The organism is Agrobacterium sp. ST15.16.024, assembly GCF_027956545.1.
GTDB classification, from domain to species: Bacteria; Pseudomonadota; Alphaproteobacteria; order Rhizobiales; family Rhizobiaceae; genus Agrobacterium; species Agrobacterium cucumeris.
This window is the reverse complement of record NZ_JAQKGO010000003.1, coordinates 565,321-590,295: the sequence shown is the minus strand read 5'-3', so window position 1 is coordinate 590,295 and position 24,975 is coordinate 565,321. Positions and strand designations below refer to the sequence as shown.

The window sequence follows — 24,975 nt, the reverse complement described above, 5'->3', positions numbered from 1 at the left end:
AGACTTATGTTTATCGTCAATCCAATGCCGGAGCAGATCGACGCCGATATCGTCGAACTTCTGGAAAAGGTCGAAGTTGCAACGATCGGCCACGTGCTTCATTCCGGTTTCGTCGATCCGGAAATCCGCGCGGTTCTTCCGGGCAAGCGGGTGGCCGGCACCGCCGTCACCCTGCGCATCCCGAACGCCGATTCGACCATGCTTCACTACCTGACGCAGATTGTGCGTCCGGGCGATATCGTACTCATCGATCGCTGCGGTGATACCCGCCACGCCTGCTGGGGCGGCGTCATCACCAACACGATGAAAATGGCCGGCGTCAAGGCTGGCGTGGTCGATGGACCGGCGACTGACTTTTCGGAGTTCGTCAAGGTCGATATGCCCATGTGGTGCCGCGGCCCTTCGCCGATCACCACCAAGATCCTTGGCCTTGAAGGGGCGATCAATGTTCCGATCAGCGTCGGTGGCCAGATGATCAATCCGGGCGATGCGATCCTGTGCGATGAAAGCGGCGTTGTCGCCCTTCATCCGAGCCAGGCCCGCGCCATGGCCGAGCGCGCCATCGGCATGCAGGAAGCTGAACTCGTGCTTCTGGAGCGTCTGCGCAACGGCGAGAAGTTGCCGGATATTTCCGGCGCCAACAAGCTCGTTCAGGCCAAGCTGAGCGCCTGACACCGCCTTACGGGTGGCGGACCAGTCCGCCACTCCCAATAATAATAGAGGAGAACAGGACAATGAAGAAATCTATACTTCTGAGCGGGATTCTCATGCTTGGCGCGGCCGCTCTGCCGGCGCACGCCCAGCAGACTGTAACGTTCCTTGGCTATAGCGGCCTTTTCCAGGAGCGTTACACCAAGGCCGTCATCGAGCCTTTCATGGCCGCCAATCCGGATATCAAGGTTGAATATTTCCCGCAGCAGGGTTCCGCCGCCATGCTTGGTTCGCTGCGCGCCCAGAAGGCTGCGCCGCAGGCCGATGTCGCGCTAATGGACGTCTCCGTTGCCAAAACCGGTACGGATGAAGGTCTGTTCGACAAGATCGATGAAAGCGTGACCAAGAACGTCGCCGACCTCTATCCCAACGCCCGCTTTGAAGGCGTGGCCGGCGTTGGTGTGACGTTCGACAATCTTGTGCTCATCTATAATACCGATGCGATCAAGACCGCGCCGGACAGCTGGAACGCTCTGAAGGACAGTGCCCTCAAGGGGAAAGTCGCCATGTTGAGCGCGCCCGATATTGTCGGTATCGGCACGACGATCATCATGGACCACATGAATGGCGGCACTGACTTCATCAAGAATATCGACGCCGGCATCAATGCGATGGCTGAAGTTGCGCCAAACATTCAGACCTGGGAGCCGAAGCCGGAAGTTTATCCGAATGTCGTCAACGGCCAGGTTTCACTGGGCGTGGGCTGGAATGCCCGCAGCCAGGTGAATGCCGATGGCTCCAAGGGCAAGATGAAGGTTGCGCTTCCCAAGGAAGGTACGATCCTCCAGATCAATACGCTCAATCTCGTCAAGGGCGGCCCATCGTCGGAGGCGGGGCGCAAATTCGTCGATTATGCGCTGAGCCCTGAAGCGCAGGCTGCCTTTACCGCCGCCATGTATTATGCGCCGACCAACACCAAGGCTACCGTTGCCGACGATGTCAGCGAGCGCACGGTCATCAAGGCGATGGACAAGGTTATTCCGGTTGACTGGATCGGGCTTTCAAAGGTCCGCGATCAGATCACACAGGACTGGCGTCGCAAGGTCATTCCGCTCAGCCGCTAAGGCTCTCGTGCAGCATGGCAGATATTCCGCATCACTCATGCACTGCGGAAGGACAAAACAACACATTCCCTCTGTCGACACTGGGGTCGGCGGAGGGGGTAAGACGGACATGCATTCCCTTTGGCCTGGCATGTCTGCGATACGGGAAACGCCGTTAAACAGCGCAGCGAAGTTCTGCTGCGACTGTATAGATCAAGGGACAGGCCATTTCCGCGCCTAACCGGCCGGACATGTCCTGGAGAAAGGCAAAAAGCCAGAATGGGAACTTCAGACATCATGCAGCCCGGATTCCTCTCGATTCGTTCACTGACCAAGCGCTACGAGACCATGGTCGCCGTAGATGATCTCAACCTCGAGATTCCCAAGGGCGAACTGGTTGCCTTCCTCGGTCCTTCGGGTTGCGGCAAATCGACATCGCTGCGCATGATTGCCGGCCTCTCTCCCGTCTCTTCAGGCTCGATCTCGATTGGCGGCAAGGACGTGACGCAGCTTGCGCCTTACAAGCGCGACATCGGCCTTGTTTTCCAGAGCTACGCGCTTTTCCCTCACATGACGGTTCTCAAGAACGTCATGTTCGGTCTTGAAATGCGCAAGGTGCCGGCTGCCGAGGCCGAACGCCGTGCGCGTGAAGCCATTGCCATGGTGCATCTGGAAGGGCGCGAGGACCGACGTCCCGCCCAGCTTTCCGGCGGCCAGCAACAGCGCGTCGCACTGGCGCGCGCCCTCGTCATCCAGCCCTCCATCCTTTTGTTCGATGAGCCGCTTTCCAATCTCGATGCCAAGCTGCGCGATGAGATGCGCGCCGAAATCCGCCGTATCCAGAAACAGCTCGGCATCACCTCCATCTTCGTCACGCATGATCAGGTCGAGGCGCTCAGCATGTGCGACAAGGTCGCCGTCCTCAACGGCGGGCGCCTGGAACAGCTCGGCACACCGCACGATCTCTATGAACGCCCGGCGACGGCTTTCGTCGCTTCCTTCGTTGGCCGCACCAACAGGCTGGTGGGCAACGCGGCCGGCGATCGCATCACGGTCGGCGATGCGGTTTTGCGTGCGCCCGGCTCACACGCCGGCAAGATCGACCTGATGGTACGGCCGCATCGCATGGCCATGACGGTTGCTGGCGACGCTTTGCCTGATTTCGATGGAGCGCCGGTCAACCGCATCGCCGGCGAGGTTCGCGATGTCTATTATGCGGGAGATATTCTCCACTACGAGATCGCCGCAGGCGGGCAGATTATGTCCGTGGAGCGCGCGACCTCCGGCGGCGAAACACCGGTTGCGGCGGGTAGCGCCGTCAGTCTCGTCTGGCGCGTGGAGGACACGCTGGTTTTCGGAGCAAACCAATGACGGCGTCGGTCATGATCACGGCTCCCGGCAGCCGCACGTCCTCCATGGTGTTTCTCGCCACCCTGCTTCTCGGGCCGATCATCGCGGTCAATGGTCTGGCCTTCGTGATGCCCGTCTTCAATCTGCTTTTGCTTTCCTTCCGCGAGAGCCTCGGCGGCGGCGGTCTCGGGGAAGCCCACACGCTTGCAAACTGGTCGTCCACGCTCACCGACGGTTTTTATATCGAACTGATCGGCCAGAGCATCCTGACCAGCCTTATGATTACGGTTCTGACGCTCATCGCTTCCTATCCAATCGCTCTTTATCTTCACCGGGCGCAGGGCCGCTGGAAGACACTGCTGCTTGTGCTCGTCATTTCGCCGCTGCTCACCTCGGCGGTGGTGCGCACCTATGGCTGGATCGCGATCCTTGCGGATGACGGGCTCATCAACAACATCCTCTTCGCACTGGGTGCTGAAAGCGGCGTGCGTCTGTTGTTCAACAAGGTCGGCGTCGTCATCGGCCTCACCGAAATCCTGATGCCCTATATGATCCTCGCATTGCTCGCCGGTTTTGGCAGGCTTGATCCGCGGGTCGAGGAGGCTGCCGAAACGCTCGGCGCATCGCCCTGGAAAGTCTTTTGGCGGATTATCGTGCCGCTCACCATGCCCGGCGTGGCGCTTGGTTGCCTGCTCTCCTTCGTTCTGGCCGTCAGCTCGTTCATCACCCCCAAGCTGCTTGGCGGCGGCCGTGTCTTCCTTCTGGCGACGGAAATCTATGATCAGGCCATTGTGACGCTCAACTGGCCTCTTGCCGCAACGCTTTCGATGATCATCCTCGTGATTTTCGGGGCTGCCCTGGTGCTCTATTCCCGGCTTCTGCGGGCGGTTCTGTAAAGGAGATCGAAGATGGAAGAACGTCCCGTTCCGCTGACGCTGAAAATTGTCGCCTTTGTCATGTTCCTCTTTCTGCTCGCGCCCGTGGTGCTCGTCGTGCCGATCTCCTTCTCAGCCGACAGCTACATGACCTTTCCGCCTTCCGGCTGGAGCCTGCGCTGGTATATCGAGCTCATGCACAATTCCAAGATGATTGGCGCACTGGGCACCAGTACGCTCCTCGCCGTCATCGTCACGGTGCTGTCGATGCTGATTGCGCTGCCCGCCTCCTACGCCATCGTCCGCATGCGGGTGATCGGCGCAGATGCATTGCTTGCCTTCTTCACTGCGCCCCTGCTTCTGCCGACCATCGTTCTCGGCCTTGCGATCCTGATCGTTTTTGCCGGTGCCGGTCTGCTCGGCACGTTCACCGGACTGGTGATCGCGCATCTCATCATCGTGCTGCCCTATGCCTTGCGTGTGCTCACCACGTCGCTCGCCGGCCTGCCGCTGATCTTCGAAGAGGCCGCCTCGACGCTCGGAGCATCGCCGTTCACCGTCTTTAGCCGTATCACCATGCCGATGATCGCGCCGGGCGTTGTCGCGACGGCGGCGCTTTCCTTTCTCGTCTCGTTCGATGAGGCCGTGATTTCGCTGTTCCTCACCGGTCCGCGCATCACAACGCTCCCAGTCGCCATGTATCAGCATGTCGAAACCCAGGCTGATCCGCTCGTTGCGGCCATTTCCGTTCTTCTGATCGTGCTGACGCTTGCCGTCGTCCTGATCGTTGACCGAACGGCGGGCCTGACGAAGACTTTTGTCAAATAAGGGCGGCAGGCATATCGAGAAATATTCCTCGTAAGGCTGGTTGAATTCAAAGGGTCAGCGCCAGCTTTGCCGGACTGAAACCAGCACTAATTTCATTCCCGTTGATGAACGCACGCTGCATTGGCGCGATGCGTCACGTCTGTTGATTTCGTTTTTGAACCACGAAGGTAAGGGAAGCCAATGGTCCAGAACCTCTCCACAGAATTCGACGTTGCCGTCATCGGTGCCGGGGTTGTCGGCTGTGCGGTCGCCCGTCGTTTCGCTCTGGCCGGTGCGAAAGTGGTCGTCATTGAGAAGGGTGCTGATATTCTCTCCGGGGCTTCGAAGGCCAACAGCGCCATTCTTCATACCGGCTTCGATGCGCCGGAAGGCAGTCTGGAACTGGAACTGGTAAAGGCGGGGCGGGCGGAATATCTGTCCATCCACGGGCAGATGGGCCTCAGCCTCGTCGAGACCGGTGCACTTGTCTGTGCCTGGAATGTGGATGAGGCGGAGAGACTTTCGGCGATTGCCGAGCAGGGGCGGCGCAACGGCATTGCCGAACTCGACCTGCTCACGGCCCGGCAGGCCCGCGAAACCATGCCCGGCCTGTCCACTCATCTTGCCGCCGCGCTCGAAGTTTCGGGTGAACACATCATCGATCCGTGGTCCGCGCCGCTCGGCTATCTCACGCAGGCCGTGGAATTGGGGGCGCAGCTGGTGCGCAATGCCGAAGTCCTCTCGGGTTCGTTCGATTGCGCGTGGCGGATCGAGACGACGGCGGGTCCGATCCTTGCGGCAAGCGTTGTCAACGCCGCAGGGCTGTTTGGTGATATGGTCGATACGCGGCTGGGGCTTCTCCCCGAATTCACCATCATGCCGCGTAAGGGACAATTCGTCGTTCTCGATAAGGCCGCCCGCCGGCATGTGCCGCGCATCGTCCTGCCCGTTCCCACCGAAATCACCAAGGGCATTGTGGTCTGTCCCACTGCCTTCGGCAATGTTCTCATCGGCCCGACGGCGGAAGAGCAGGATGATCGCGAGCGTGCGACCGTGGAGACGGCGACGCTGCAAGCGCTGCTGAAGCGCGGCGCGGAGATCGTTCCGGCACTGGCCGCCATTTCCGTGACCGCCGTCTATGCCGGCTTGCGCCCGGCGTCTGATAAGAAACATTACCGGATTTCCGCGCGACCGGACCGGCGGGCGATCACGCTCGGCGGCGTGCGTTCCACGGGCCTCAGCGCTGCGCTCGGGCTGGCGCAGCATGCGTTGACGCTCCATGCAGGTTTCGGCACCTGCTTTGACCTGCCTTCCTCCGTGCCTGAGGTGACGATGCCAAACCTCACCGAAACCTGCGAGCGGGACTGGCAGCGTGCCGATCATGGCGAAATCGTCTGCCATTGCGAACTTGTCACCCGGCGCGAGATCGATGCGACATTTTCCAGTCCGGTGCCGCCGGGCGATTTCGGCGGGCTGCGTCGGCGCACCCGCGCCGGCATGGGGCGCTGTCAGGGGTTTTATTGCAACGCCCGGCTTGCCGCGATGACGGGTGACCGTCTGGCCGTACCGCTTGCGGTCAGTGCGGGAGACGAGCGATGAGTAGCGTGACGCTTTTTCAGCAAGAGCGCGAAGACGTTTCATGTACCGATGTCATCGTGGTTGGCGGCGGCCCGGCGGGCGTGGCGGCGGCTCTGGAGCTGAAAGCCCGTGGTATTGCGCGTGTGATGATCCTCGAGCGCGAGCCGACCCTTGGCGGCGCGCCCCGGCATTGCTCGCACTCGCCTTTCGGCATGCGTGAATTCGGGCGCGTCTATTTCGGCCCGGCCTATGCGAGACGCCTGCAGAGGGAAGCGCAGGATGCCGGTGTCGATATCCGCACCGGTCATTCCGTGGTCGAACTCGGACAGGGTGGCGCATTGCTGGTCACATCGGCGCGCGGTGTCGAGAGCGTGAAGGCCCGGCGCATCGTGCTGGCCACCGGCGCGCGGGAAAAACCGCGCTCGGTGCTGCTTTTGCCCGGCGACCGGCCGGTGGGTGTGATCACCACCGGCGCGCTGCAATCCTATGTTGCCTTTCATGGCATCATGCCCTTTCGTCGGCCGCTTATCATTGGTTCTGAACTGGTTTCATTCTCTGCGCTTCTGACCTGTCTGGCGCATCGCGCGCGGCCTGTGGCGATGATCGAGCCTGAGCCGGAACCGCTGGCACGATCGCCTTTCCAATGGTTTCCGCGACTGGTCGGGGTGCCGTTTCATTGTGGTGCAGTGCTTATGGACATTCGCGGGCGCGGCCGTGTCGAGGAGGCGGACATCCGGCTGGCGGATGGCCATCTCCTGACCGTCAAGTGCGATGGTATTCTTCTGACAGGGCGGTTCACGCCGGAGGCGGCGCTTTTGAATGCATCCGCAGTCGATGTGGCGGCAGGCAGCGCCGGGCCGATGATCGATCAGGACGGCCGGATGGCTAACCCCATCTTTTTCGCCAGCGGAAACCTGTTGCGGGCGGTGGAAACGGGCGGCTGGTCGTTTCGCGAAGGTAGCCGCGTGGGTGCTGCCGTTGCCGACGATCTCGCCCGCGAACCCTGCAATGACCTGATGGTACCCGTCACTTTCACCGAGCCGGTCAAACTCGTGGTACCCACCATGCTCCGCAGGGGAGGGCTTGACCGACCAGCTTTTCGCGACTTTCAGCTGCGTTTTACCAAACGTGTTCGAGGCCGGCTTTCTCTCCATCTTGATGGAACGGAAGTGTGGAGCAAGAGCGGCCTGTGGCTGCCGGAGCGCCGTGTGCTCGTGCCCATTCCCCGCTCTGCGCTTGAAGCAAGCCAGGTTGCCTTTGACTTTCGGGAGACAAATTGATGCGCATTGCGGCGATCGATCAGGGAACAACATCGACGCGATGCCTTGTGGTCGGCGATGGCATGGCGCAGGTCGTCTCCAGCCTGCGTCACGCGCAGTTCTATCCGGCGCCCGGCCATGTGGAGCATGACCCCGAGGAACTGTTGCGCAATATCCGCGCGGTGCTTGCCACTGCCGGGCCGGTGGATGCCATATCCATCGCCAATCAGGGCGAGAGTTGCCTGGCGTGGGACGCCGAGAGCGGTGAGGCGCTGTCGCCAATTATCGTCTGGCAGGATGCCCGCACCGCCGATGTTCTTGCCGCTCTGCCGCCATCGGCGTTGGATCGTTCGAAAGAGATTTGCGGCTTGCCGCTCGATCCCTATTTTTCGGCAAGCAAACTGTCGTGGCTGCTCAAGCACAATCCAGCGGTGACGCAGGCAAGGGCGGCGGGGCGGTTGCGGCTGGGCACCACCGATGCGTTTTTTCTGGATCGGCTGGCCGACTGTTTCCGCACCGATCTTGCGACAGCTTCGCGCACCGGGCTGCTTGATCTGGCAACCGGAGACTGGAGCCCGGAACTCTGCATGCTTCACGGTGTGCCGCTGGATTGCCTGCCCGCCATCGGCCCCGTCGATGGTGGTTTCGGCGCAATCGAGGCAACGCCTGTCCGCGTTTCCATCGTTGACCAGCAGGCGGCGCTTTACGGGCATGGTTGCCGCAAAGCCGGTGATTGCAAGATAACCTTTGGCACGGGCGCTTTCCTGCTGGCTGTTGCTGGCAACGAGCGGCCGCTGACGGGGGAGCTTTTGCCGACTATTGGCTGGCACAGGCAAGGCGCGCCGGCCGTTTTCGCTATCGAGGGAGGGGTCTACGACGCCGGTGCGGCGCTCGAATGGGCGCGAAAGATCGGTCTATATACCGATAATGCCGAACTCGACGGTTTCGAGGGACCATCCGCCATTCGGCGCGGCCTTGTATGCGTGCCCGCATTTTCGGGCCTTGCGGCGCCCTATTGGGACAGACAGGCCGTGCCGCTGTTCATCGGGATGGACCATGCCACCGAGCGGCGTGATATGGTGCGTGCGCTGCTGGAAGGTATTGCCATGCTGACGGTGCGATTGATCGATGCGATGCCGGCTGCAACTCCCATCGGTGACACGATCTCCATCGACGGTGGCCTGTCGAATAGTCGGTATTTCGCCCGTTTTCTGGCGGCCGCCAGCGGCCGGACCATCTGTGTGCCTGACATGCGGGAGTTGACGGCGCTCGGTCTGGCGGAGCTGTGCGGTGTCGACGTCGCCGCCATGCGAAACGATACCGAGATATTCATGCCCGATGGGTCGGTTGATGCCACGGATCATGATCGTTTCGCACGTGCCGTGGGCAATGCGCGGACTTGGCGAAATGCTTAAAGCTTTCGCGAGGACGATCTTGCCCATCGGGGTGCTGGTCGTGAATTTCCTCTGCCAGATCGAACTGTCGTGTCTTTGAAATGTAAAACGTGCATCATCCCCGCAACCTGGGGAGGATCAGATGCGTCTTGCTGTCTACAACGTTGAAAACCTCTTTGATCGCGCCAAAGCGATGAACCTTGGCAGCTGGGAAGAGGGAAAGCCGGTTCTGGAGCATTTCGCGGCGCTGAACCAATTGCTTGGTCAGATCGAGTATAGTGACGCAGACAAGGTCGAGATCGCCCGGCTCGTCGTCGAGTTGGGTATGGAGCAGTCCGATACGGGGCCTTTCGTTATCCTTCGCCGAAACCGTGGCGGTTTGCTCAAGCGGCCGACTGCGGGCGGTGTCGTGGTCGTTGCCGATGGCCGGGCCGACTGGGTCGGGTCGCTGGAACTGCGGGATGAGCCGGTCAACGAGCACGCCATGCGCAACACCGCGCGGGTGATGGTCGATCTCGAGGCCGACGTGCTCGGCATCGTCGAAGTCGAGAGCCGCCCGGTGCTTTCTGCCTTCAACCGCGAGATCCTGCCGGCGATCGGCGGCACACCGTTTCGGCATGTGATGGTGATCGACGGCAATGACGAGCGCGGGATCGATGTCGGCATGATGACCCGCAAAGGTTATCCCATCGGTGCCATGCACAGCCATGTCGATGATTGCACACCGAACGGTGAAGCGATCTTTTCGCGCGATTGCCCGGAATATGAAATCACTACGCCCGCCGGCGCTCAGCTTGTCGTCATGGTCAATCACCTCAAGAGCAAGGGGTATGGCGGAAAGGCCAAGTCGGATGCCAAGCGAAAGGCACAGGCAAAGCGTATCGCCGAAATCTACGAGAAACTGATTGAACAGGGCGTCGAATATGTCGCTGTTGTCGGTGACTTCAACGATACTCCCGGCAGTGATCCGCTGGAGCCACTTCTTGGCGGCACCTCGTTAAAAGACATTTTCAAGCATGACGCTTTTGATGATGGTGGTTACCCCGGCACCTATGGCGGGTGTACGGCCTCCAACAAGATCGATTATATCCTGCTGTCTCCCGCCCTTTTTGCAAAGGTCAAGGATGGCGGCGTGTTCCGCAAGGGCATGTGGCCGGGTGTTCGGCCGAAGAAGTGGGAAAGTTATGGCGAGGTCAAGCGTCAGGAGGACGCCGCGTCCGACCATGCCGCGCTCTGGGTTGATCTTGATATTTGAATGTTGCCGGTGTGAAACCGACTGATCCGGGGCGCGGTGGGCTGATCTGTCGCGCGCGATCGGCGACAGAGAAGGTGTGAAGGTTGCAAGGGTCATGAAACCCCGCGGGCGTATTGCGTCGAATGCGGTCAATTCCTTGAGAAAGGGTGCCACGGCATCGGGCGCGAGACCAAATTTGCTGGCTTCGCCTGATGTGTTGACCTGTACCCCGCCTGGGGCAGGGTGCGAAGTAGCGCAGGCCGCTGCGGCATAGGGGCAATCCGGTAGCTTTGCTGCGTTACCGGGTTTTTCTGCCACCGCCCTGAAACGAGGCGCGATAGTCGCGCGGTGTCATGCCGCGCAGACGCAGGAACTGACGGTTGAAATTGGCCAGCGAGGCATAACCGACATCGGCAGCGATATGTCGGATTGGCTGGGTGGTGCCTGAAAGCCGGGCGCAGGCTTCGCCGACCCTGAGGCCGATCAGATAATCCGACATGCTGACCTGCGTATGTTTCCTGAACATTCGGTGCAGGCCGGATTCGCTGAGAGCGGCTATTGCGGCAATCTGCTCCATGCGGAGCGGCTCATGGTAGTGGCGGTGCAGATGGATCAGGACACGGTCAATCCGCGAGCGGTCCCCTTCCACCTGCTGCGGCACGACGGTTGACAGGGGCGTGCCATTGTCCTCTGCCGCCAGCCGCGCCAGAATATTCAGAAGTCCGATCAGCTGCCCGACTGGCGGACGGGAAAATATCGCTTCAAAATCAGCTGCCAGAGACCGGCCAAGCGCGGGATCGAACGCCAGTCCGGTTGCGGCGTTCTGGATGAGACGCCTGACGGGCGCCAGTTCCACCGATCCGTCGGCCAGTCCTTCGATCCATTCTTTCCTGAACCAGAAGACGAGGGCGACATGTGGTTCAGCCGGATCGAGTTTGTCACGTGATGCCCAGGTGTGCGGCAGATTCGGGCCAATGAGCACGAGGTCGCCGTGATCGTAATCGGCCACATGATTACCCACGAACCGCTGCCCGCGGGAATTCAGCGTCAATGTCAGCTCGAATTCGGGATGGTGGTGCCATTCGAACGGAATGGCGTCGTCAAGCCGCCGGTTGAGCCTGCTCCAGGATGAATCCGGTGATGTCGGCAGATGTTCGAGATGTGGTCTCATTCCGCGCCTTTTGGGATTTATACGCTGGAATAGTATCAGTATTGTCCGTCTGCGGACAACACGTCCGCCCGGAAAGCCGTAGCTTTTCTTTTATCGCCTGACGGTCAGGGAGATGATGATGGGAGAACGACATGCAATCCACCGCAGCAATCAAACGCGACAGCCATCCGACGACGGCCGCCACGACCCAGCTCAAGGATATCAGAAAGACCTTGCCGCTGCGCGTCCTGTCGGAAGCGGACTGGCAGCACTGGACGACGAGGGGCTATATCATTGTCCGTCAGGCGGTGCCTGCGGCGAATGTGGAACGCCTTGTCGATCTGCTCTGGAAATTCGATGAGAAGGACCCGGCCGACGCTTCGACCTGGTATGCGCCGCAAAGGCGCGAACACAAGATGAAGGAATTGAACAATACCGGCATGCTGGAGATCTATAATCACCAGTATCTCTGGGACAATCGCGTGGAGCAGCGGGTCTATGACGTCTTCGTCGACATATGGGACCGGGAGGATCTGTGGGTCACCATCGACCGCGCCAATCTCAATCCGCCGAAAAAGGTGAAGGGCAATCCCAACGGTTTCATCCATTGGGATGTGGATACGTCCATCCGTCCGCTGCCGATCGGCGTACAGGGCGTGCTGAGCCTGCAGAAACAGGATGGCGATGTCGGCGGTTTTCAGTGCGTTCCCTATCTTTTTGAGCATTTTGACGAATGGGTGAAGACGCAGCCGGAAGATCGTGATCCGATGCATCCGGATATGGCTGGCCTCTCCGTCGTCAATATCGATATGGAACCTGGTGATCTGATGATTTTCAACTCGCTGCTTGCCCACGGCGTGCGTCCCAATCATTCCGATGGCCGCGTGCGCATGGCGCAATACATCTCCATGCACCCGGCAGAATTCGACAATGAGGCAGAACGGCAGGAGCGAATCCGGCTCTGGAAGGAGCTCGATCATCCGCAGCGCGACGCCTTTCCCGGTGATCCGCGTGAATGGGAGAAACGCCATGCCGAAACCGCCAGGCTCAACCCGCTCGGTGAAAAGCTACTTGGCCTGACCCGCTGGTGAATTGCATCGAACACACAAAGGAAATGACCGTCCCAAGGGGCGGTCATTTATCTTATCGGTGTTCCGCAGTAATGCCGATCCGGACGAATTGCCGTGCGGGTGGTGGCCTTAAGACTGGCTTAAGGTGGGGGCCGGCTATGTGTCGCCGAATAGGAGACACAGCCCAGAATGCACGACATCCCGATTTTCACCACCCGCAGAAACCTTCTTGCCCTTGGGCTTGCGGGCCTGCTGGCGGGTTGCGCCACATCCGGTCAGCCGCCAAAGCCGGCGACGCTGTCGAGGAACGACGACCCCTTGCCCGAGACGCCTGCGCCGGTCACGCCGGCAATGTATGCGGCGCTTCCCGATGAGACATTCCCGATCCCGGCGGTGAACATCAAGCAGGTGGACACCCGCTACTGGCGGCAGGTCGTCGATTATCCGACTGACGAAAAGCCCGGCACACTGATCGTCGATACGCCGAACAAGTTTCTCTATCACATTCTGCCGGGCGGCAAGGCGACCCGTTACGGGATTGGCGTCGGCCGGGACGGATTCTCCTGGGCCGGCCGGGCGATTGTCGCCTACAAGCGGGCATGGCCGAAATGGACCCCGCCGGACGAGATGGTGGCGCGGCAGCCCAGCCTCCAGCCCTACAGCATCGCCAATGGCGGAATGCCACCCGGCCTCAAGAACCCGCTCGGCGCGCGGGCGCTCTACATTCATCAGGGCGGCCGGGACACGCTTTACCGCCTGCACGGAACACCGGAGGCGTTTTCGATCGGCAAGGCGGTTTCCTCCGGCTGCATCCGTCTGCTGAACCAGGATGTCATCGACCTCTTCAACAATGTGAGGGACGGCAGCACCATCGTGGTTATTCCCGACCCCTTGAAACGCCAGCAACTCGCCGCCTGACGACCGATACGGAAAAGAAAGAAGGCCCATCACCATGGCACATGATGTTCGAAACCGCGCGGATGTTTCAGCCCTTGCCGGGCTCAGACGCCGTGCCTTTCTCCTCGGCTCGATTTCGGTGGTCTCGGCCGTCGCATCGCCGACAGCAGCCTCACCCAACGGTCTGAAGCTCGAGATGATCCTGCGTGATCCGGCGGCACCCGTCTCCGGCAATCCCGCCGGCAAGCTCACCATGGTCGCCTTTCTCGACTATAATTGCCCCTGGTGCAAAAAGACGGCCGTTCCCATGAGCAATGCGGTCTCGGCAGACGGGGATGTCAGGATGGTCTACAAGGACTGGCCGATCATAACGCCCGACTCCGTCGAGGGAGCGCGACTGGCGTTGGCGGCGAAATATCAGGACGGTTATCACATCGTCCATGATGCGCTGATGGCGATCAAGACGCCGAAGGTGAAGGCCGACGAGATGCGCGACACCGTGCGTGCGACGAGTATCGACTTTGCCCGCCTCGAGCGCGACATGAAATCGAAAGCGGCGGAGATCGATGATCTGCTTGCGCGCAATCATGAACAAGCGATGTCGCTGCAATTGACGGGAACGCCTGCTTTCATCATCGGCAAGTTCCTCGTCCCCGGTGCGGTACAAAGCGCGGAAGCCTTTACCGACCTTTTCAAAAGAGCGCGTGAACAGGCTTAACGTTCGGAGAATGATGGTTTCAGGTCCGGTCGGGCTGAAACCATCGTTCCAACATTCCGGCCGGGCATCGCAGTGCCGATGCCCTTTGCCGTCTCGTCCTATCCCCGTGCCTTGGCGATTGCTTCCTTCAGGCCCTTGCGATCGAGGACGCCGGCAAAGCTCGTCGTTCCCACCACAAATGATGGCGTGCCGACGAATTTAAAGGCGGCGGCCTGTACCCAGTTCCGGTCCAGCAGGCCGGAAATCCATGCCTGATGCTCGATAACGGCCTTGCCGACGCCGTCGAAGGTCAGGCCCGCTTTCTTGAGGGCCTTTTCGACATCGGCCTGCTGCAGCTTGTTCGGCGTGTGAAACATGGCGTCGAGGGTCTTTTCATATTTGCCAAGCTTGACGCTGGCGAGCACCGCCTGCGCAGCGATGACCGATGCGCCGCCGAAGACCGGCCAGTCCTTCAGCACAAGCCTCACCTTGCCATCCTGTTCGACCACGTCGCGCACCATGCCGTAGGATGATTTGCAATAGGGGCACTGGTAGTCGAAATATTCCACCACCGTCACGTCGCCTTTCGGATTGCCGAGGACCGGGGCGTCCGGATCGTGCAGCACCATCTGCTGGCTTGTCGGGTCTGTCTCGGCAAAAACAAGCGAGGGGGGAGCAATGGCGGCAAGGCCGGCCATTGCGACAAGCTGTCGGCGTGTAAGGGTCATTGGCGGGCTCCTGCGGTATTGTCGATTGCCGGTTTTGCAAGCGCCTGATGCGTTTGCGCCGCCGCATCGATGAGTGAACGGGCCGAAATCTCGCCCACCATGCGCAAGGTGGGGAGTTCGGTTCCTTTTCTGTCGAAGAACAGCATGGTCGGCGGGCCGATGACATTGCTATCCTTCATCAATTGCTGTTTGTCTGACGTCATGTCCGAAAGATCGATGGAGACGAGGTTCGTATCCCTAAAGCTTTCCGCGACCTGTGGATTGCTCAGAACGGAGCGCTCGATGACGCGGCAGGAAACGCACCAGTCCGCGGTGAAGTAGACGAGGCTTGGCTTTCCTGCGTCAGCGACCGCGGCTTTCAATTCCCGAGTGGAACTCACCGTTGCAAAACTCGCCTTTGTCAGGCCGGGCAGGGAGAGGCTGGCGACCGGGCTGCCAGAGAATTGCAGCGGCTGGAGCATGCTGGTGCTGCCGCTGGCCGCGCCGAAAGCGAGAAACGCTCCGTAAAGCATGGAAAGAAGGCTGGCCGATTTCATCAGCCGGCGGCCAATGCCGGCCTGTTGCGGTAGTGCGTCGAGAGCACCGAAGAAAACACCGATGGTAACGAGCAGCGCTGCGGAAAGCGCGAGCGTTGCGGATGGAGGAATGAGCCGGTCGAGATACCAGATCGCGGTGGCAAGGAAGATGAAGCCGAACAACCAGCGTATCTGCGCCATCCATGCGCCGGCCCGCGGCAGCAATGCCGCGCCGGAGGTGCCGATGAGGATTAGGGGAATGCCCTTGCCGATGCCGAGCGCAAAGAGCGCTGCTGCACCGAGCAGCAGGTTGCCGCTCTTGGCGATATAGAGAAGTGCGCCTGCAAGCGGCGCCGTCACGCAGGGGCCGATCAGCAGCGCCGAGCTGAAACCGAGAATGGCGGTCGAGCCGAAGGATCCGCCGAGCGAACGCTGCGATCGCGCCAGCCGGTCGCGAAGGCCGGCCGGAAGCTGGACCTCGACCATGCCGAAACTGGCGATCGCCAGAATGATAAAGACAGCGGCGGTGATGAGAATGGCCGGTGGTGACTGGAGGGCAATCTGGAAGCTCTGTCCAAGCCATGCGGCCAGTATGCCGAACAGGCTGAAGGCGGCGGCAAGCGCGACGACATAGGTTGAGGAGAGGAGAAAACTGCGACCGGGTGACAATGAAGCGCCCTGCCGGCCGAGCGTGGCCGCGAGGATGGGGTACATGGGAAATACGCAGGGCGTGAATGCGAGGAGTACGCCAAGACCCATGAAGGAGGCGAGAAGCAGCGCGATGCCGCCTCGGGCAAGAAAACCTTCCACCATGCCTGGCTCGGCCGGGGGTGCGGGTGAGGGTACTGACTGCTCAGCCTTTTCCGGTTCTGCGGATGGGGCGATCAGGGCGAAGGACTGAAATGCGGGTGGATCCTGCGGCCTTATGCCGAACGGTGCCTCCGCTTCGATCCGCAAACCGTCGATGGCGACCGTTCTGAAGGGATAGCAGATGCCGCCATCCTGGCATCCCTGAAATGTCAGCTTCATCGTCTGCGGCGCGTCGGCGAGCGTGGCGGCGGCTTGCCCGAAATAGACTTCGGTGTTGCCGAAGCCGGGATCATCCTTCATCTCGCCGGCCTGCGTCCTGAGATCGAGCTTCGTTCCGTCCTCAGTGCTGGCCTGCAGGCTCTCCCGATAGAGATAATATCCCTCGGCGACTTGCCAGCGGAAGGTGGCCGCCGTTCCCGTGCGGTCTATCGAAAGCTTGAACGCATCCGCCATGTCCATCGGCGGACCGAGCGCGAGCGCCGGTCCACAAATGGACATGAGAATGAGGAGCACGAACGAAAAATTGAAACGCATTCTCTTTCCTTATGGAGTAGGCCTTGTGGGATAAGCCATGGATGGCGCAGGCTTCCGGCTGGAAGCTTAAGCCAGCCTTAAGGTTCGTTTCTCAGGTTCCCGCGCATCAAAATACCCCTGTGCCGGAATGATGGAGTGCTCAATGCGTCTGTTGGTGGTCGAGGACGATGATGTCCTGCTTGATGGTCTGCGTGTCGGGCTGCAGCTTGCCGGCTTCACCGTCGATGCCGTCATGACGCTTGGCGACGCAAAAATCGCCCTTGAGAATTGCCGTTTCGATGCTGTCGTTCTCGATGTGATGTTGCCTGACGGGTCAGGTCTCGATCTTCTGCGCCACACCCGTAATGAACGCAACCGGGTACCGATCCTCCTGCTCACCGCCAAAGATGCGACCACGGACAAGATTTGCGGCCTCGATGCCGGCGCGGATGATTATCTGGGCAAGCCTTTCGATCTTGATGAGGTTGCCGCCCGGCTGCGGGCGATCATCCGCCGTGGCGAGGGCCGTTCCGAGGGCACGCTGTCGGCGCTGGGCGTGACGCTCGATCCGGCGAAGATGGTGGCGAAGAAGGATGACAATGTCATTGCGCTATCACGCCGCGAATTTGCGATCATCCATGCCCTCATGCAGAATCCTGGCATGATTTTTTCAAAGCCGGTTCTGGAAGAAAAGCTCTATGGCTGGCAGGAGGATGTGGAAAGCAACACCATCGAGGTCCACATCCACAAGCTTCGTTCCAAGCTGGGCGCCGGTTTCATCGAGACGGTGCGCGGCGTCGGTTACCGCGTCGGGAGGGTTGCGTGATGTCGATCCGGGCAAGATTGTTTACCGTGCTTCTGTTGATGACGGGCCTCGTATGGCTGTCGGCCTGCGTGTGGATCTATACCAGCACGAAGGCGCGGCTGGAGCATGTTCTTGATGCGCGGCTGGTGGAATCGGCAAGAATGGTCGGATCCCTCGTCGGCGACCGCCCTGTCGATATCCGCCTGATAGACGGCCATTCACCGACGCATGATGAGGACGCGGACGCTGATGCGGCGGCGATACCCTCCTATGAGCGCCAGCTCGCCTGCCAGATATGGTCCATCAGCGGCCGTCTGCTCAGCAAATCGGACAGCGCCCCGGATGCTTCACTTTCGGATCATGCCTCGGGCTTCCAGAATACGGTCATCAACGGCATCGAATGGCGCGTCTACGCGGTCGTGAAGCCCGACCTCGGCGTCAGGGTTCTGGTGGGCGACAGTGTCGAGGTTCGCGACCGGCTGGTTGACGATGTCATCAAGGGACTTCTTTATCCGGCGCTTTTCATCATGCCGCTGATGGCTGGCCTTATCTGGCTGTGTGTTTCCCGGGGGCTTGCGCCCCTGCAAAAGCTCGCAAACGGCATGAAAGCACGCGACGCGACCGAGCTCCACGGCTTTGCCGACAAGGGAACACCATCGGAGCTTCGGCCGATGATCCATGCGCTGAACAGCCTTCTGGCGCGTGTTCAGGCGACGCGGGAAAGGGAACGCGAGTTCACGACCTATGCCGCACATGAATTGAAGACGCCGCTTGCCGGCCTGAAGACGCAGGCGCAGGTGGCCATGCGTTCCACCGATCCTGAGGTGCAGCAACAGGCGCTGCGGCGCATCGAGCAAAGCGTCGACCGGACAAGCCGGATGGCAAAACAGCTTATCGACCTGGCTGCCGTCGATGCCACCGAAGCGCAGGCGACGAAAGCCGGCGTCGACATTCCCCGTCTGATCCTTGATGTCATACAGGAGCTGGAGCCGCTCAGGCGAGCGCGCGAGGTGGAAATTACCTGCCGGCTTTCGGAAGAGGCGGATACGATCCTCATCGAGGCGGATCGGTCCCTGCTTCGTCTTGCGATCCGCAACGTGATGGAAAACGCCGTGCAGCACTCGCCGAAGGGATCGACGGTGGAATGCCGGGCGGAACTGGCAAACGGCAAGGTGAACGTCGTGGTTATCGACGAAGGGGCGGGGATCGCGGTGGAGGAACAGGAACGGGTGCTGCAGCGCTTCTACCGTTCGCCGCGATCGGAACCGGGTGGAAGCGGTCTTGGGCTTGCCATCGTCAAGATGGCAATCGACCGGCTGGGCGGGCGATTGCAGTTTTCGCAATTTGGTCAGCGGTTCGCGGTATCGCTTGAATTATGAAGGAGGCCGCCACGGGGCAGCTCTCTCTCAGAGGTCCTTTGCGAGGCGCAGCGCGTCATAGATTGCCGCATGGGTGTTGCGCGCTGCGACTGCATCACCAATCCGGAACAGCCGGTAAGCGCCGGCAGGATTGCGCTCGACGGTCTGGGCCGCGCCCGCAATCAGCGCGTCATAGGATATTTCGCCGAGGTTCTTCGAGCCGGGCTTGAGCTCGAAATAAAGCTCGTCCAGCGGGATTGTGCCGTGATTGACGACAATCTGGTCGACAACGCGCTGTTTCGAAACTCCGCCATAATCGCTGCCGACATGGGCGATGATCTGGTTGCCGCTTCTTTCCGCCGTCTCCAGCCGGTAGGTGACAGTGAATGTCGTGTCGTGTTTCTGCAGCGAGCGCATATAGGGTACGAGATTCATGGCCATGACTTCCGGGGCGAAAGAGCGATCCGGCGTCATGATCTCGACCTTGCCGCCCGCCTTGGCGATGAATTCGGCGGCCTGAAGCCCGGTGTGGTCGCCGGCATCGTCATAGACGAGAACATTGGTGCCCGGCTTGACGTCGCCGGAAATGATATCCCATGCGGAGACGACCAGCTCGTTGCCCTTCGAAAGCACCTCGGTATGCGGCAGTCCGCCGGTAGCGATAATCACCACGTCGGGTTTTTCGGCGACAACCGTATCCGCCTCCGCCCAGCTGTTGAAATGGAAGATGACGCCGAGCTTCTCGCACTGGCTCATGCGCCAGTCGATGATGCCGATCATTTCGCGGCGGCGTTCGCTCTGTGCGGTCAGGCGGATCTGGCCGCCGGCTTCGCTGGCGGCTTCGAAGACCACGACCGCATGGCCACGCTCGGCACAGACCCTTGCGGCTTCAAGGCCTGCCGGGCCAGCGCCGACAATCACCACCTTCAGGCTTTTCTCAGCCCGGGTGATTTCATGCGGCATGGTTTCCTCGCGGCCGGTTGCCGCATTGTGAATGCAGAAGGCGAGGCCGCCCTGATAAATGCGATCAAGACAATAATTGGCGCCGACGCAGGGGCGGATGTCCTCCTCCCGCTTTTCCATAATCTTGCGGACGATATGCGGATCGGTCATGTGGGCGCGGGTCATGCCGACCATGTCGACCTTGCCGGCGGCAATCGCATGCCGGGCGGTGGCGACATCCTGGATCTTGGCGGCATGGAAGATGGGGAAGCTGGTCGCCGCGCGGATTTCGCCTGCGAAATCAAGATGCGGCGCGCTGGCCATGCCCTGAATGGGGATGACGTCGGTAAGGCCGGGATCGGTGTCGATATGCCCCCTGATGACGTTGAGATAGTCGATCAGGCCGCTCTCCTTTAGTCGTCTGGAGATTTCGATGCCTTCCGCCTTGCCGGTGCCGTTCTCAAGACATTCATCGGCGGTGTAACGAACCCCGAGGATGAAATCGTCGCCGACGCGTTGGCGTATCGCCCTGAAGACGTCGAGACAGAAGCGCATGCGGTTTTCAAGCGAGCCGCCATAGGGGCCTTCAAGCTCGTTGGTCAGGGGTGAGACGAACTGGTCGATAAGGTGGCCATAGGCTTCCAGTTCCACGCCATCCATGCCGCCCGCCTTCATCCGTTCGGCAGCGTCGGCGAAATCCTTGATGATACGCTCGATATCCCAGTCCTCGATCTTCTTCGGAAAGGCGCGGTGCGCCGCTTCCCGCTGATGCGATGGCGCGAGGACCGGCAGCCAGTCGCCCTTGTCCCAGCGGGTGCGGCGGCCAAGATGCGTCAGCTGGATCATGATCGCCGAACCGGCCTCATGCACGGCGTCGGTCATTTCCCGGATCCACGGAACGATTTCATCCTTGTAGGCCAAGAGATTGTTGAAAACGGGCGGGCTGTCTTTCGACACGGCGGCAGAGCCCGCCGTCATCGTCAGCGCCACGCCGCCTCTGGCCCGCTCGACGGTATAGGCGCGGTAGCGTCCTTTCGGCATGCCGTCTTCGGGGTAGGCGGGTTCGTGGGAGGTGACGATGATGCGGTTGCGCAGCGTCAGATGTTTGAGCTGATAGGGCTGAAGAAGGGGATCGTTCGACATGTGCCTGCTCCAAAACGGTTGTGGAACAAGGCTAAGAGAAAATGTACATATGTGTCAATTAAGAAAACACCGGTGTTTGTGAGTTCGACAAGAGTGTACGCTTTGCCTTGCCGCGCAGGGACTGATTTGCTACGCAATTGTCATGGAAGCGACATTGAACGAAACCGGTTGGCGTGGATCGCAGGAGGGTTGGCTTGAGGCCGCCTACGAGGCGCTGCTGGAATCCGGGGTGGATTCCGTCAAGATCCTGCCTCTGGCGAAAAAGCTCAATCTCTCGCGCACCAGCTTCTACTGGTTCTTCAAGGACCGGGAGGAATTGCTGGCGGCGCTGTTGTCCCGCTGGCGCGAGAAGAACACGGGAAGTATCCTCAGGCAATCGGAGGCCTATGCGGAAACCTTGGCCGAGGCGATGCTGAATGTTTTCGATTGCTGGCTGGATTCCTCGCTTTTTGACAGCAAATTCGAATTCGCGGTTCGCAGCTGGGCGCTGCAGTCCGATGATATTCTTGCCGAGCTTCGCAAAGCCGACCAGGTGAGAATGGAGGCGCTTTCGCGCATGTTCATGCGTTACGGCCACCCTGAAAATACGGCAGACGTGCGCGCCCGCACCACTTATCTCGTGCAGATCGGTTACATTTCCATGCAGGTCGAAGAGGATGTGGCGGTGCGGATGAGAAGGATTGCGGACTATATCGCGATCTATACCGGCGAGGTGCCGCAGCAGCGCGAGCTTGACCGCTTTTATGCGAGACACGGATACAGGCCAAACCCCGAGGCCTGACGCCTGTTTGCTGATCACAACATGCCCGGACGATACACGGGACAGCAATAAGTGGAGTCGCCAAAACACCGGCGATGCCAGTCGGATTATGTTGGTTGCGGTGCTACAAGAAGAAGGGCCGGCCCGCCTGCAATCTACCTGCAACCTTCACCGAACAGTGGTGAGGACGGCAAGAGCTCGTCTTTGGGGGAAAGTCATTGCGAATCCTGCTTCTTGAGGATGAACCCGAAATGGCGCGTGCGCTGCTCGAGGCCCTGCGCCGGCGTGATGTGCTTGCCGATCATGTCAGCACCATCAGCGATGCCGATGCGCTTGCGCGGGATGGCTCCTACGATGTGCTGGTTCTGGATCGTCGCCTGCCGGATGGCGAGGGGCTGAGCCTCGTATCCTCGCTTCGCCGCCGGAAACATTCCGTACCGATATTGGTTCTGACGGCGCTTGGAAGCGTCGATCACCGGGTCGATGGGCTGGATGCGGGGGCGGATGATTATCTCGCCAAGCCTTTCGCAATCGAGGAATTGCTTGCCCGCCTAAGGGCCCTTCACAGGCGCGGCCCTTCGATTTCCGACAAATATACCAGCTTCGGAAATCTCAGTATCGATCCGAAAAGCAATGAAGTCAGCGTTGCGGGTTCCGTCCTCGAGTTGCGACGTCGGGAATATCTGGCGCTCGAAGCGCTGATGCGGCGTCCGAACCGCATCGTGACACGGTCGAGCCTGATCGAAGCGGTTTATACGCTCGACGATGAGATCGAGTCCAATGCGCTCGATGCGCATATCTCGCGCATCCGGAAGAAGCTGGCGCAGGCCGAAGCGACGGTGGAGATAAGAGCCGTGCGCAATATCGGTTATCTCATCCGGGCAAAGACATGAGACCGGAGCGCAACCGATCCCTGCGATGGGGGCTGATGAAGCGCCTTTTCGCCTTGCAGGCATTTTTTCTCGTTCTTTTCGTCATTCTTCTCGTCGGCTGGATCTGGATCATCGATCCGCGGCTGGAAGGCGCCAATGAAGAGGCCGCACGCATCATTGCGGAAAGCGTGACAAAGGATGGGCAGGGCCGGCCACAGGTGTCGGCTACGCCCGATCTGGAGGCGTTGAAGCAGCGCTACCCCAATCTCTGGTTTGTCGTGCGGGACGCCGACAAAATCGTCCTGCAATATGGAGATGTCCCGGTGCCTGCTCTGGAAGCGGTGTTTCCCCGGAGCATCGAAAGGGCGCGTCTGGAAGCCGGGGAAACAGTCCGGGCCACCATGGAAAACCGCGATACGCCGGCCGGGCGGCTGCAGTTCATTGCCGGGACGGAAAAAGGTTTCCCAAATGACGGCATCAGTCTGTGGATCAATGTGCAACTGGATCTCGAAAAGGATGCCGATGGTGCCATCCGCTGGCTGACCGTGCTGCCCGGTGTCGGTTTCATCATCCTTGTCGCCGTCGTGCCCATGCTGCTCTTGACGGGTATTGCGACATTGCTGGTGACGCCCCGTGCGGTTGGCCGTTCGCTGAGCGGTCTCATGGAAACGGTAGCCGAGGCACAATCGATCAATTTCGAAAACCGCTCCGCCCGGATCGATCGCTCGAAGGTGCCGAATGAAATCATTCCGCTGGTGGATGCTTTCAATGTTGCGCTCTCGAAACTGGACGAAGGCTATAATCGCCGCAACCGCTTTTTGGCCGATGCTGCCCATGAACTGAGGACGCCGATTGCGATTGCGCGCGTTCGGGCCGATCTTCTTCCCGATGACGAGCTGAGCCGGCAGCTGCGGGCAGATATCGACCGCCTCACCCGCGTCGCGCACCAGCTTCTTGAAATGCAGGCGGTGGGCGCGGTGGAACTGCCTGCCGAAGAGCAGGATCTGAACGTTCTCGTCGAACGCATCGCGACCGATCTTGCGCCGATTGCGATGGATGCCGGTTATGAGTTCGATTTCGAACCCAGCGAAGGAAAGGCTCTCTTCACGGTCCAGACCTCGATCATCGAGATGGCGGTCGTCAACCTCATTCGCAATGCCATCGATCATGGTGGCGGCAAAGGCGCAATCGTCATCCGGATTGGCGCAGCGGGAACCATAGATGTCTTTGACGAGGGACCGGGCATACCCGTTGCGGAACGCGAGCAGGTATTTGAACCGTTCCATCGCATCAATACGAACTCTTCCGGTGCCGGTCTGGGTCTCAACCTGGTCCAGAAGGCGGCGGAGCTTCATCGCGGCCGGGTTAAGTTCCTCGACCTTGATCCCGGCTTCGGCGTTCGGCTGGAAATTCGATCGATAATTTTGCGAGATAAGGCTGTTACCGTCGTCTAAAAATATCAGGCATCAGGCTGCGCCGGCATGGGGAAATTTCTTACAATTTAGTTAAGGAATTTCATTTAACTATATTAAATTACTGGATTATTTTTCAATAAATTCGTTTCATGCAATCCAGACGTAATTCTCGTGGGGAAAATGACCGTATCTGCTGAGCCATCTGCACAGGAGATCAACGGGAGCCGGTTTCCGGTTCTTCAACGCGAACGGAAACCCTGCAGCCGTCAGAGCATGGCGCATCGGTTTCGTCTGGAGTCATTTAATGTCGTTCATCGCAAAATCGCTTGTCACCGTAACGGCTGCCGTCATGGTCGCAACCAGTGCCTATTCGGCTGATCTTACCAACTATAATGCGCAGCAATTCGACTATGCAAATCCGCCGGCCTTTTCCTGGGGCGGGGCTTATGTCGGTGCCCATGGCGGTATCGCCTCCCCAAAATTTAATCCGCTAGCCAGCGGCCGGGGTCTGACGGGTGGCGTACAGGCCGGCTATAACTTCCAGTTCGGCTCCGGCGTTGTCGGCGCGGAACTGGAAGGATCCTATCTTGGAAACGAAGCACGCGTGCCGAACGGTCGGTTGAGAGAGCGCTTCCGGGGTGCGGCCAAGCTGAAGGCCGGTGTTGCGCTTGACCACACGCTCGTTTACGGCACCGCCGGCCTGACCACGACGAAATTCAAGGATACGAATGGCGTTAACGGTCCTGATGGCTGGAAACAGGGCTATCTGCTGGGAGCAGGTCTGGAACAGAGCTTTGGTGGCGGTCTGTCGGCCAAGTTTGAATATAATTATGTGAGCACCGGAAATGTCACCACGACGACCTCGAGCGGGCGGTCAAAAACCGATGTGACCGATCATGTCATCAAGGCCGGCCTGAACTATCGTTTCTGAGCGGCCGATCCGATGACAGATTCCAGGGAGAGTTCAAAAGAATATCGCCGCTTTCAACATGGAAGCGGCGGTAAAACAGCGCATGGCACGAAACGGGCGGGGCCGGGGGAGATCTGAA

22 protein-coding genes are annotated in these 24,975 nt (G+C 60.0%); 18 read left to right on the top strand and 4 right to left on the bottom strand.

Annotated elements, in window-relative coordinates:
• Positions 1-6 precede the first annotated feature (6 nt).
• The 9 genes from PL640_RS14760 to PL640_RS14720 all read left to right on the top strand — a co-directional run bounded on the left by PL640_RS14760 (position 7) and on the right by PL640_RS14720 (position 10,272).
• On the top strand, positions 7-672 hold the full coding sequence (locus PL640_RS14760) for an RraA family protein (protein ID WP_046801596.1): 666 nt from the start codon (positions 7-9) through the stop codon (positions 670-672).
• A gap of 62 nt (positions 673-734) precedes the next feature.
• Positions 735-1,775: an ABC transporter substrate-binding protein gene (locus PL640_RS14755; protein ID WP_142840624.1), complete on the top strand. Its 1,041-nt coding sequence runs from the start codon at positions 735-737 to the stop codon at positions 1,773-1,775.
• Positions 1,776-2,051: 276 nt separating this feature from the next.
• Entirely contained in the window at positions 2,052-3,125 is a 1,074-nt protein-coding gene (locus PL640_RS14750) for an ABC transporter ATP-binding protein (protein WP_271362409.1), read from the top strand.
• Complete coding sequence (locus tag PL640_RS14745) at positions 3,122-4,000, top strand: ABC transporter permease (RefSeq protein WP_271362408.1); 879 nt, start codon at positions 3,122-3,124, stop codon at positions 3,998-4,000. Before PL640_RS14750 ends, PL640_RS14745 begins: the two co-directional genes overlap by 4 nt.
• A 12-nt stretch (positions 4,001-4,012) precedes the next feature.
• Positions 4,013-4,807, top strand: a complete 795-nt coding sequence (locus tag PL640_RS14740) for an ABC transporter permease (protein WP_271362407.1) — start codon at positions 4,013-4,015, stop codon at positions 4,805-4,807.
• A 180-nt stretch (positions 4,808-4,987) separates the two neighbouring features.
• The gene (locus PL640_RS14735) at positions 4,988-6,385 is read left to right on the top strand and encodes an NAD(P)/FAD-dependent oxidoreductase (protein ID WP_271362406.1); all 1,398 of its coding nucleotides are present in this window, start codon (positions 4,988-4,990) and stop codon (positions 6,383-6,385) included.
• A complete protein-coding gene (locus PL640_RS14730) occupies positions 6,382-7,644 on the top strand; it encodes an FAD-dependent oxidoreductase (protein WP_271362405.1) in 1,263 nt (420 codons plus the stop codon). The genes PL640_RS14735 and PL640_RS14730 overlap by 4 nt, the downstream gene beginning before the upstream one ends.
• Complete coding sequence (locus PL640_RS14725; RefSeq protein WP_271362404.1) at positions 7,644-9,038, top strand: FGGY family carbohydrate kinase; 1,395 nt, start codon at positions 7,644-7,646, stop codon at positions 9,036-9,038. The genes PL640_RS14730 and PL640_RS14725 overlap by 1 nt, the downstream gene beginning before the upstream one ends.
• A 121-nt stretch (positions 9,039-9,159) precedes the next feature.
• Positions 9,160-10,272: an endonuclease/exonuclease/phosphatase family protein gene (locus tag PL640_RS14720; RefSeq protein ID WP_271362403.1), complete on the top strand. Its 1,113-nt coding sequence runs from the start codon at positions 9,160-9,162 to the stop codon at positions 10,270-10,272.
• A gap of 277 nt (positions 10,273-10,549) precedes the next feature.
• Here PL640_RS14720 and PL640_RS14715 read toward each other — a convergent pair whose 3' ends face one another.
• Positions 10,550-11,422, bottom strand: a complete 873-nt coding sequence (locus PL640_RS14715; RefSeq protein ID WP_271362402.1) for an AraC family transcriptional regulator — start codon at positions 11,420-11,422, stop codon at positions 10,550-10,552.
• Positions 11,423-11,553: 131 nt separating this feature from the next.
• Between PL640_RS14715 and PL640_RS14710 the strand changes: the two genes are divergently transcribed.
• The 3 genes from PL640_RS14710 (at position 11,554) to PL640_RS14700 (ending at position 14,086) form a co-directional block, all read left to right on the top strand.
• A complete protein-coding gene (locus tag PL640_RS14710) occupies positions 11,554-12,492 on the top strand; it encodes a phytanoyl-CoA dioxygenase family protein (protein ID WP_271362401.1) in 939 nt (312 codons plus the stop codon).
• 168 nt (positions 12,493-12,660) lie between these two features.
• Positions 12,661-13,389: a L,D-transpeptidase gene (locus PL640_RS14705; RefSeq protein WP_271362400.1), complete on the top strand. Its 729-nt coding sequence runs from the start codon at positions 12,661-12,663 to the stop codon at positions 13,387-13,389.
• Positions 13,390-13,423: 34 nt separating this feature from the next.
• Positions 13,424-14,086, top strand: a complete 663-nt coding sequence (locus PL640_RS14700; protein WP_271362399.1) for a DsbA family protein — start codon at positions 13,424-13,426, stop codon at positions 14,084-14,086.
• Positions 14,087-14,184: 98 nt separating this feature from the next.
• On the opposite strand, the gene PL640_RS14695 is transcribed toward PL640_RS14700, so the two are convergent.
• Together PL640_RS14695 and dsbD are read right to left on the bottom strand one after the other, a co-directional pair.
• The gene (locus PL640_RS14695) at positions 14,185-14,793 is read right to left on the bottom strand and encodes a DsbA family protein (RefSeq protein WP_271362398.1); all 609 of its coding nucleotides are present in this window, start codon (positions 14,791-14,793) and stop codon (positions 14,185-14,187) included.
• A complete protein-coding gene (gene dsbD / locus PL640_RS14690) occupies positions 14,790-16,652 on the bottom strand; it encodes a protein-disulfide reductase DsbD (RefSeq protein ID WP_271362397.1) in 1,863 nt (620 codons plus the stop codon). Before dsbD ends, PL640_RS14695 begins: the two co-directional genes overlap by 4 nt.
• Before the next feature lie 142 nt (positions 16,653-16,794).
• Here dsbD and PL640_RS14685 point away from each other — a divergent pair, with 142 nt between their 5' ends.
• Positions 16,795-17,457, top strand: coding sequence for a response regulator transcription factor (locus tag PL640_RS14685; RefSeq protein ID WP_142840611.1), 663 nt, complete (start codon positions 16,795-16,797; stop codon positions 17,455-17,457).
• Positions 17,457-18,815, top strand: a complete 1,359-nt coding sequence (locus tag PL640_RS14680; RefSeq protein ID WP_271362396.1) for an ATP-binding protein — start codon at positions 17,457-17,459, stop codon at positions 18,813-18,815. The genes PL640_RS14685 and PL640_RS14680 overlap by 1 nt, the downstream gene beginning before the upstream one ends.
• A 27-nt stretch (positions 18,816-18,842) precedes the next feature.
• Here the strand turns inward: PL640_RS14680 and PL640_RS14675 are convergent, their stop codons facing one another.
• Positions 18,843-20,879 (bottom strand): NADH:flavin oxidoreductase, encoded by a 2,037-nt coding sequence (locus PL640_RS14675; protein WP_271362395.1) that lies wholly within the window; start codon positions 20,877-20,879, stop codon positions 18,843-18,845.
• Positions 20,880-21,021: 142 nt separating this feature from the next.
• Between PL640_RS14675 and PL640_RS14670 the strand changes: the two genes are divergently transcribed.
• The 4 genes from PL640_RS14670 to PL640_RS14655 all read left to right on the top strand — a co-directional run bounded on the left by PL640_RS14670 (position 21,022) and on the right by PL640_RS14655 (position 24,857).
• A complete protein-coding gene (locus PL640_RS14670; RefSeq protein ID WP_271362394.1) occupies positions 21,022-21,660 on the top strand; it encodes a TetR/AcrR family transcriptional regulator in 639 nt (212 codons plus the stop codon).
• Positions 21,661-21,857: 197 nt separating this feature from the next.
• Positions 21,858-22,532 carry a response regulator transcription factor gene (locus PL640_RS14665; protein WP_110756374.1) on the top strand — a complete coding sequence of 225 codons (675 nt, stop codon included), beginning with the start codon at positions 21,858-21,860 and terminating at the stop codon, positions 22,530-22,532.
• 35 nt (positions 22,533-22,567) lie between these two features.
• Entirely contained in the window at positions 22,568-23,965 is a 1,398-nt protein-coding gene (locus PL640_RS14660; RefSeq protein ID WP_271362393.1) for a sensor histidine kinase, read from the top strand.
• Positions 23,966-24,230: 265 nt separating this feature from the next.
• Positions 24,231-24,857 (top strand): outer membrane protein, encoded by a 627-nt coding sequence (locus PL640_RS14655; protein ID WP_271362392.1) that lies wholly within the window; start codon positions 24,231-24,233, stop codon positions 24,855-24,857.
• Positions 24,858-24,975 lie beyond the last annotated feature (118 nt).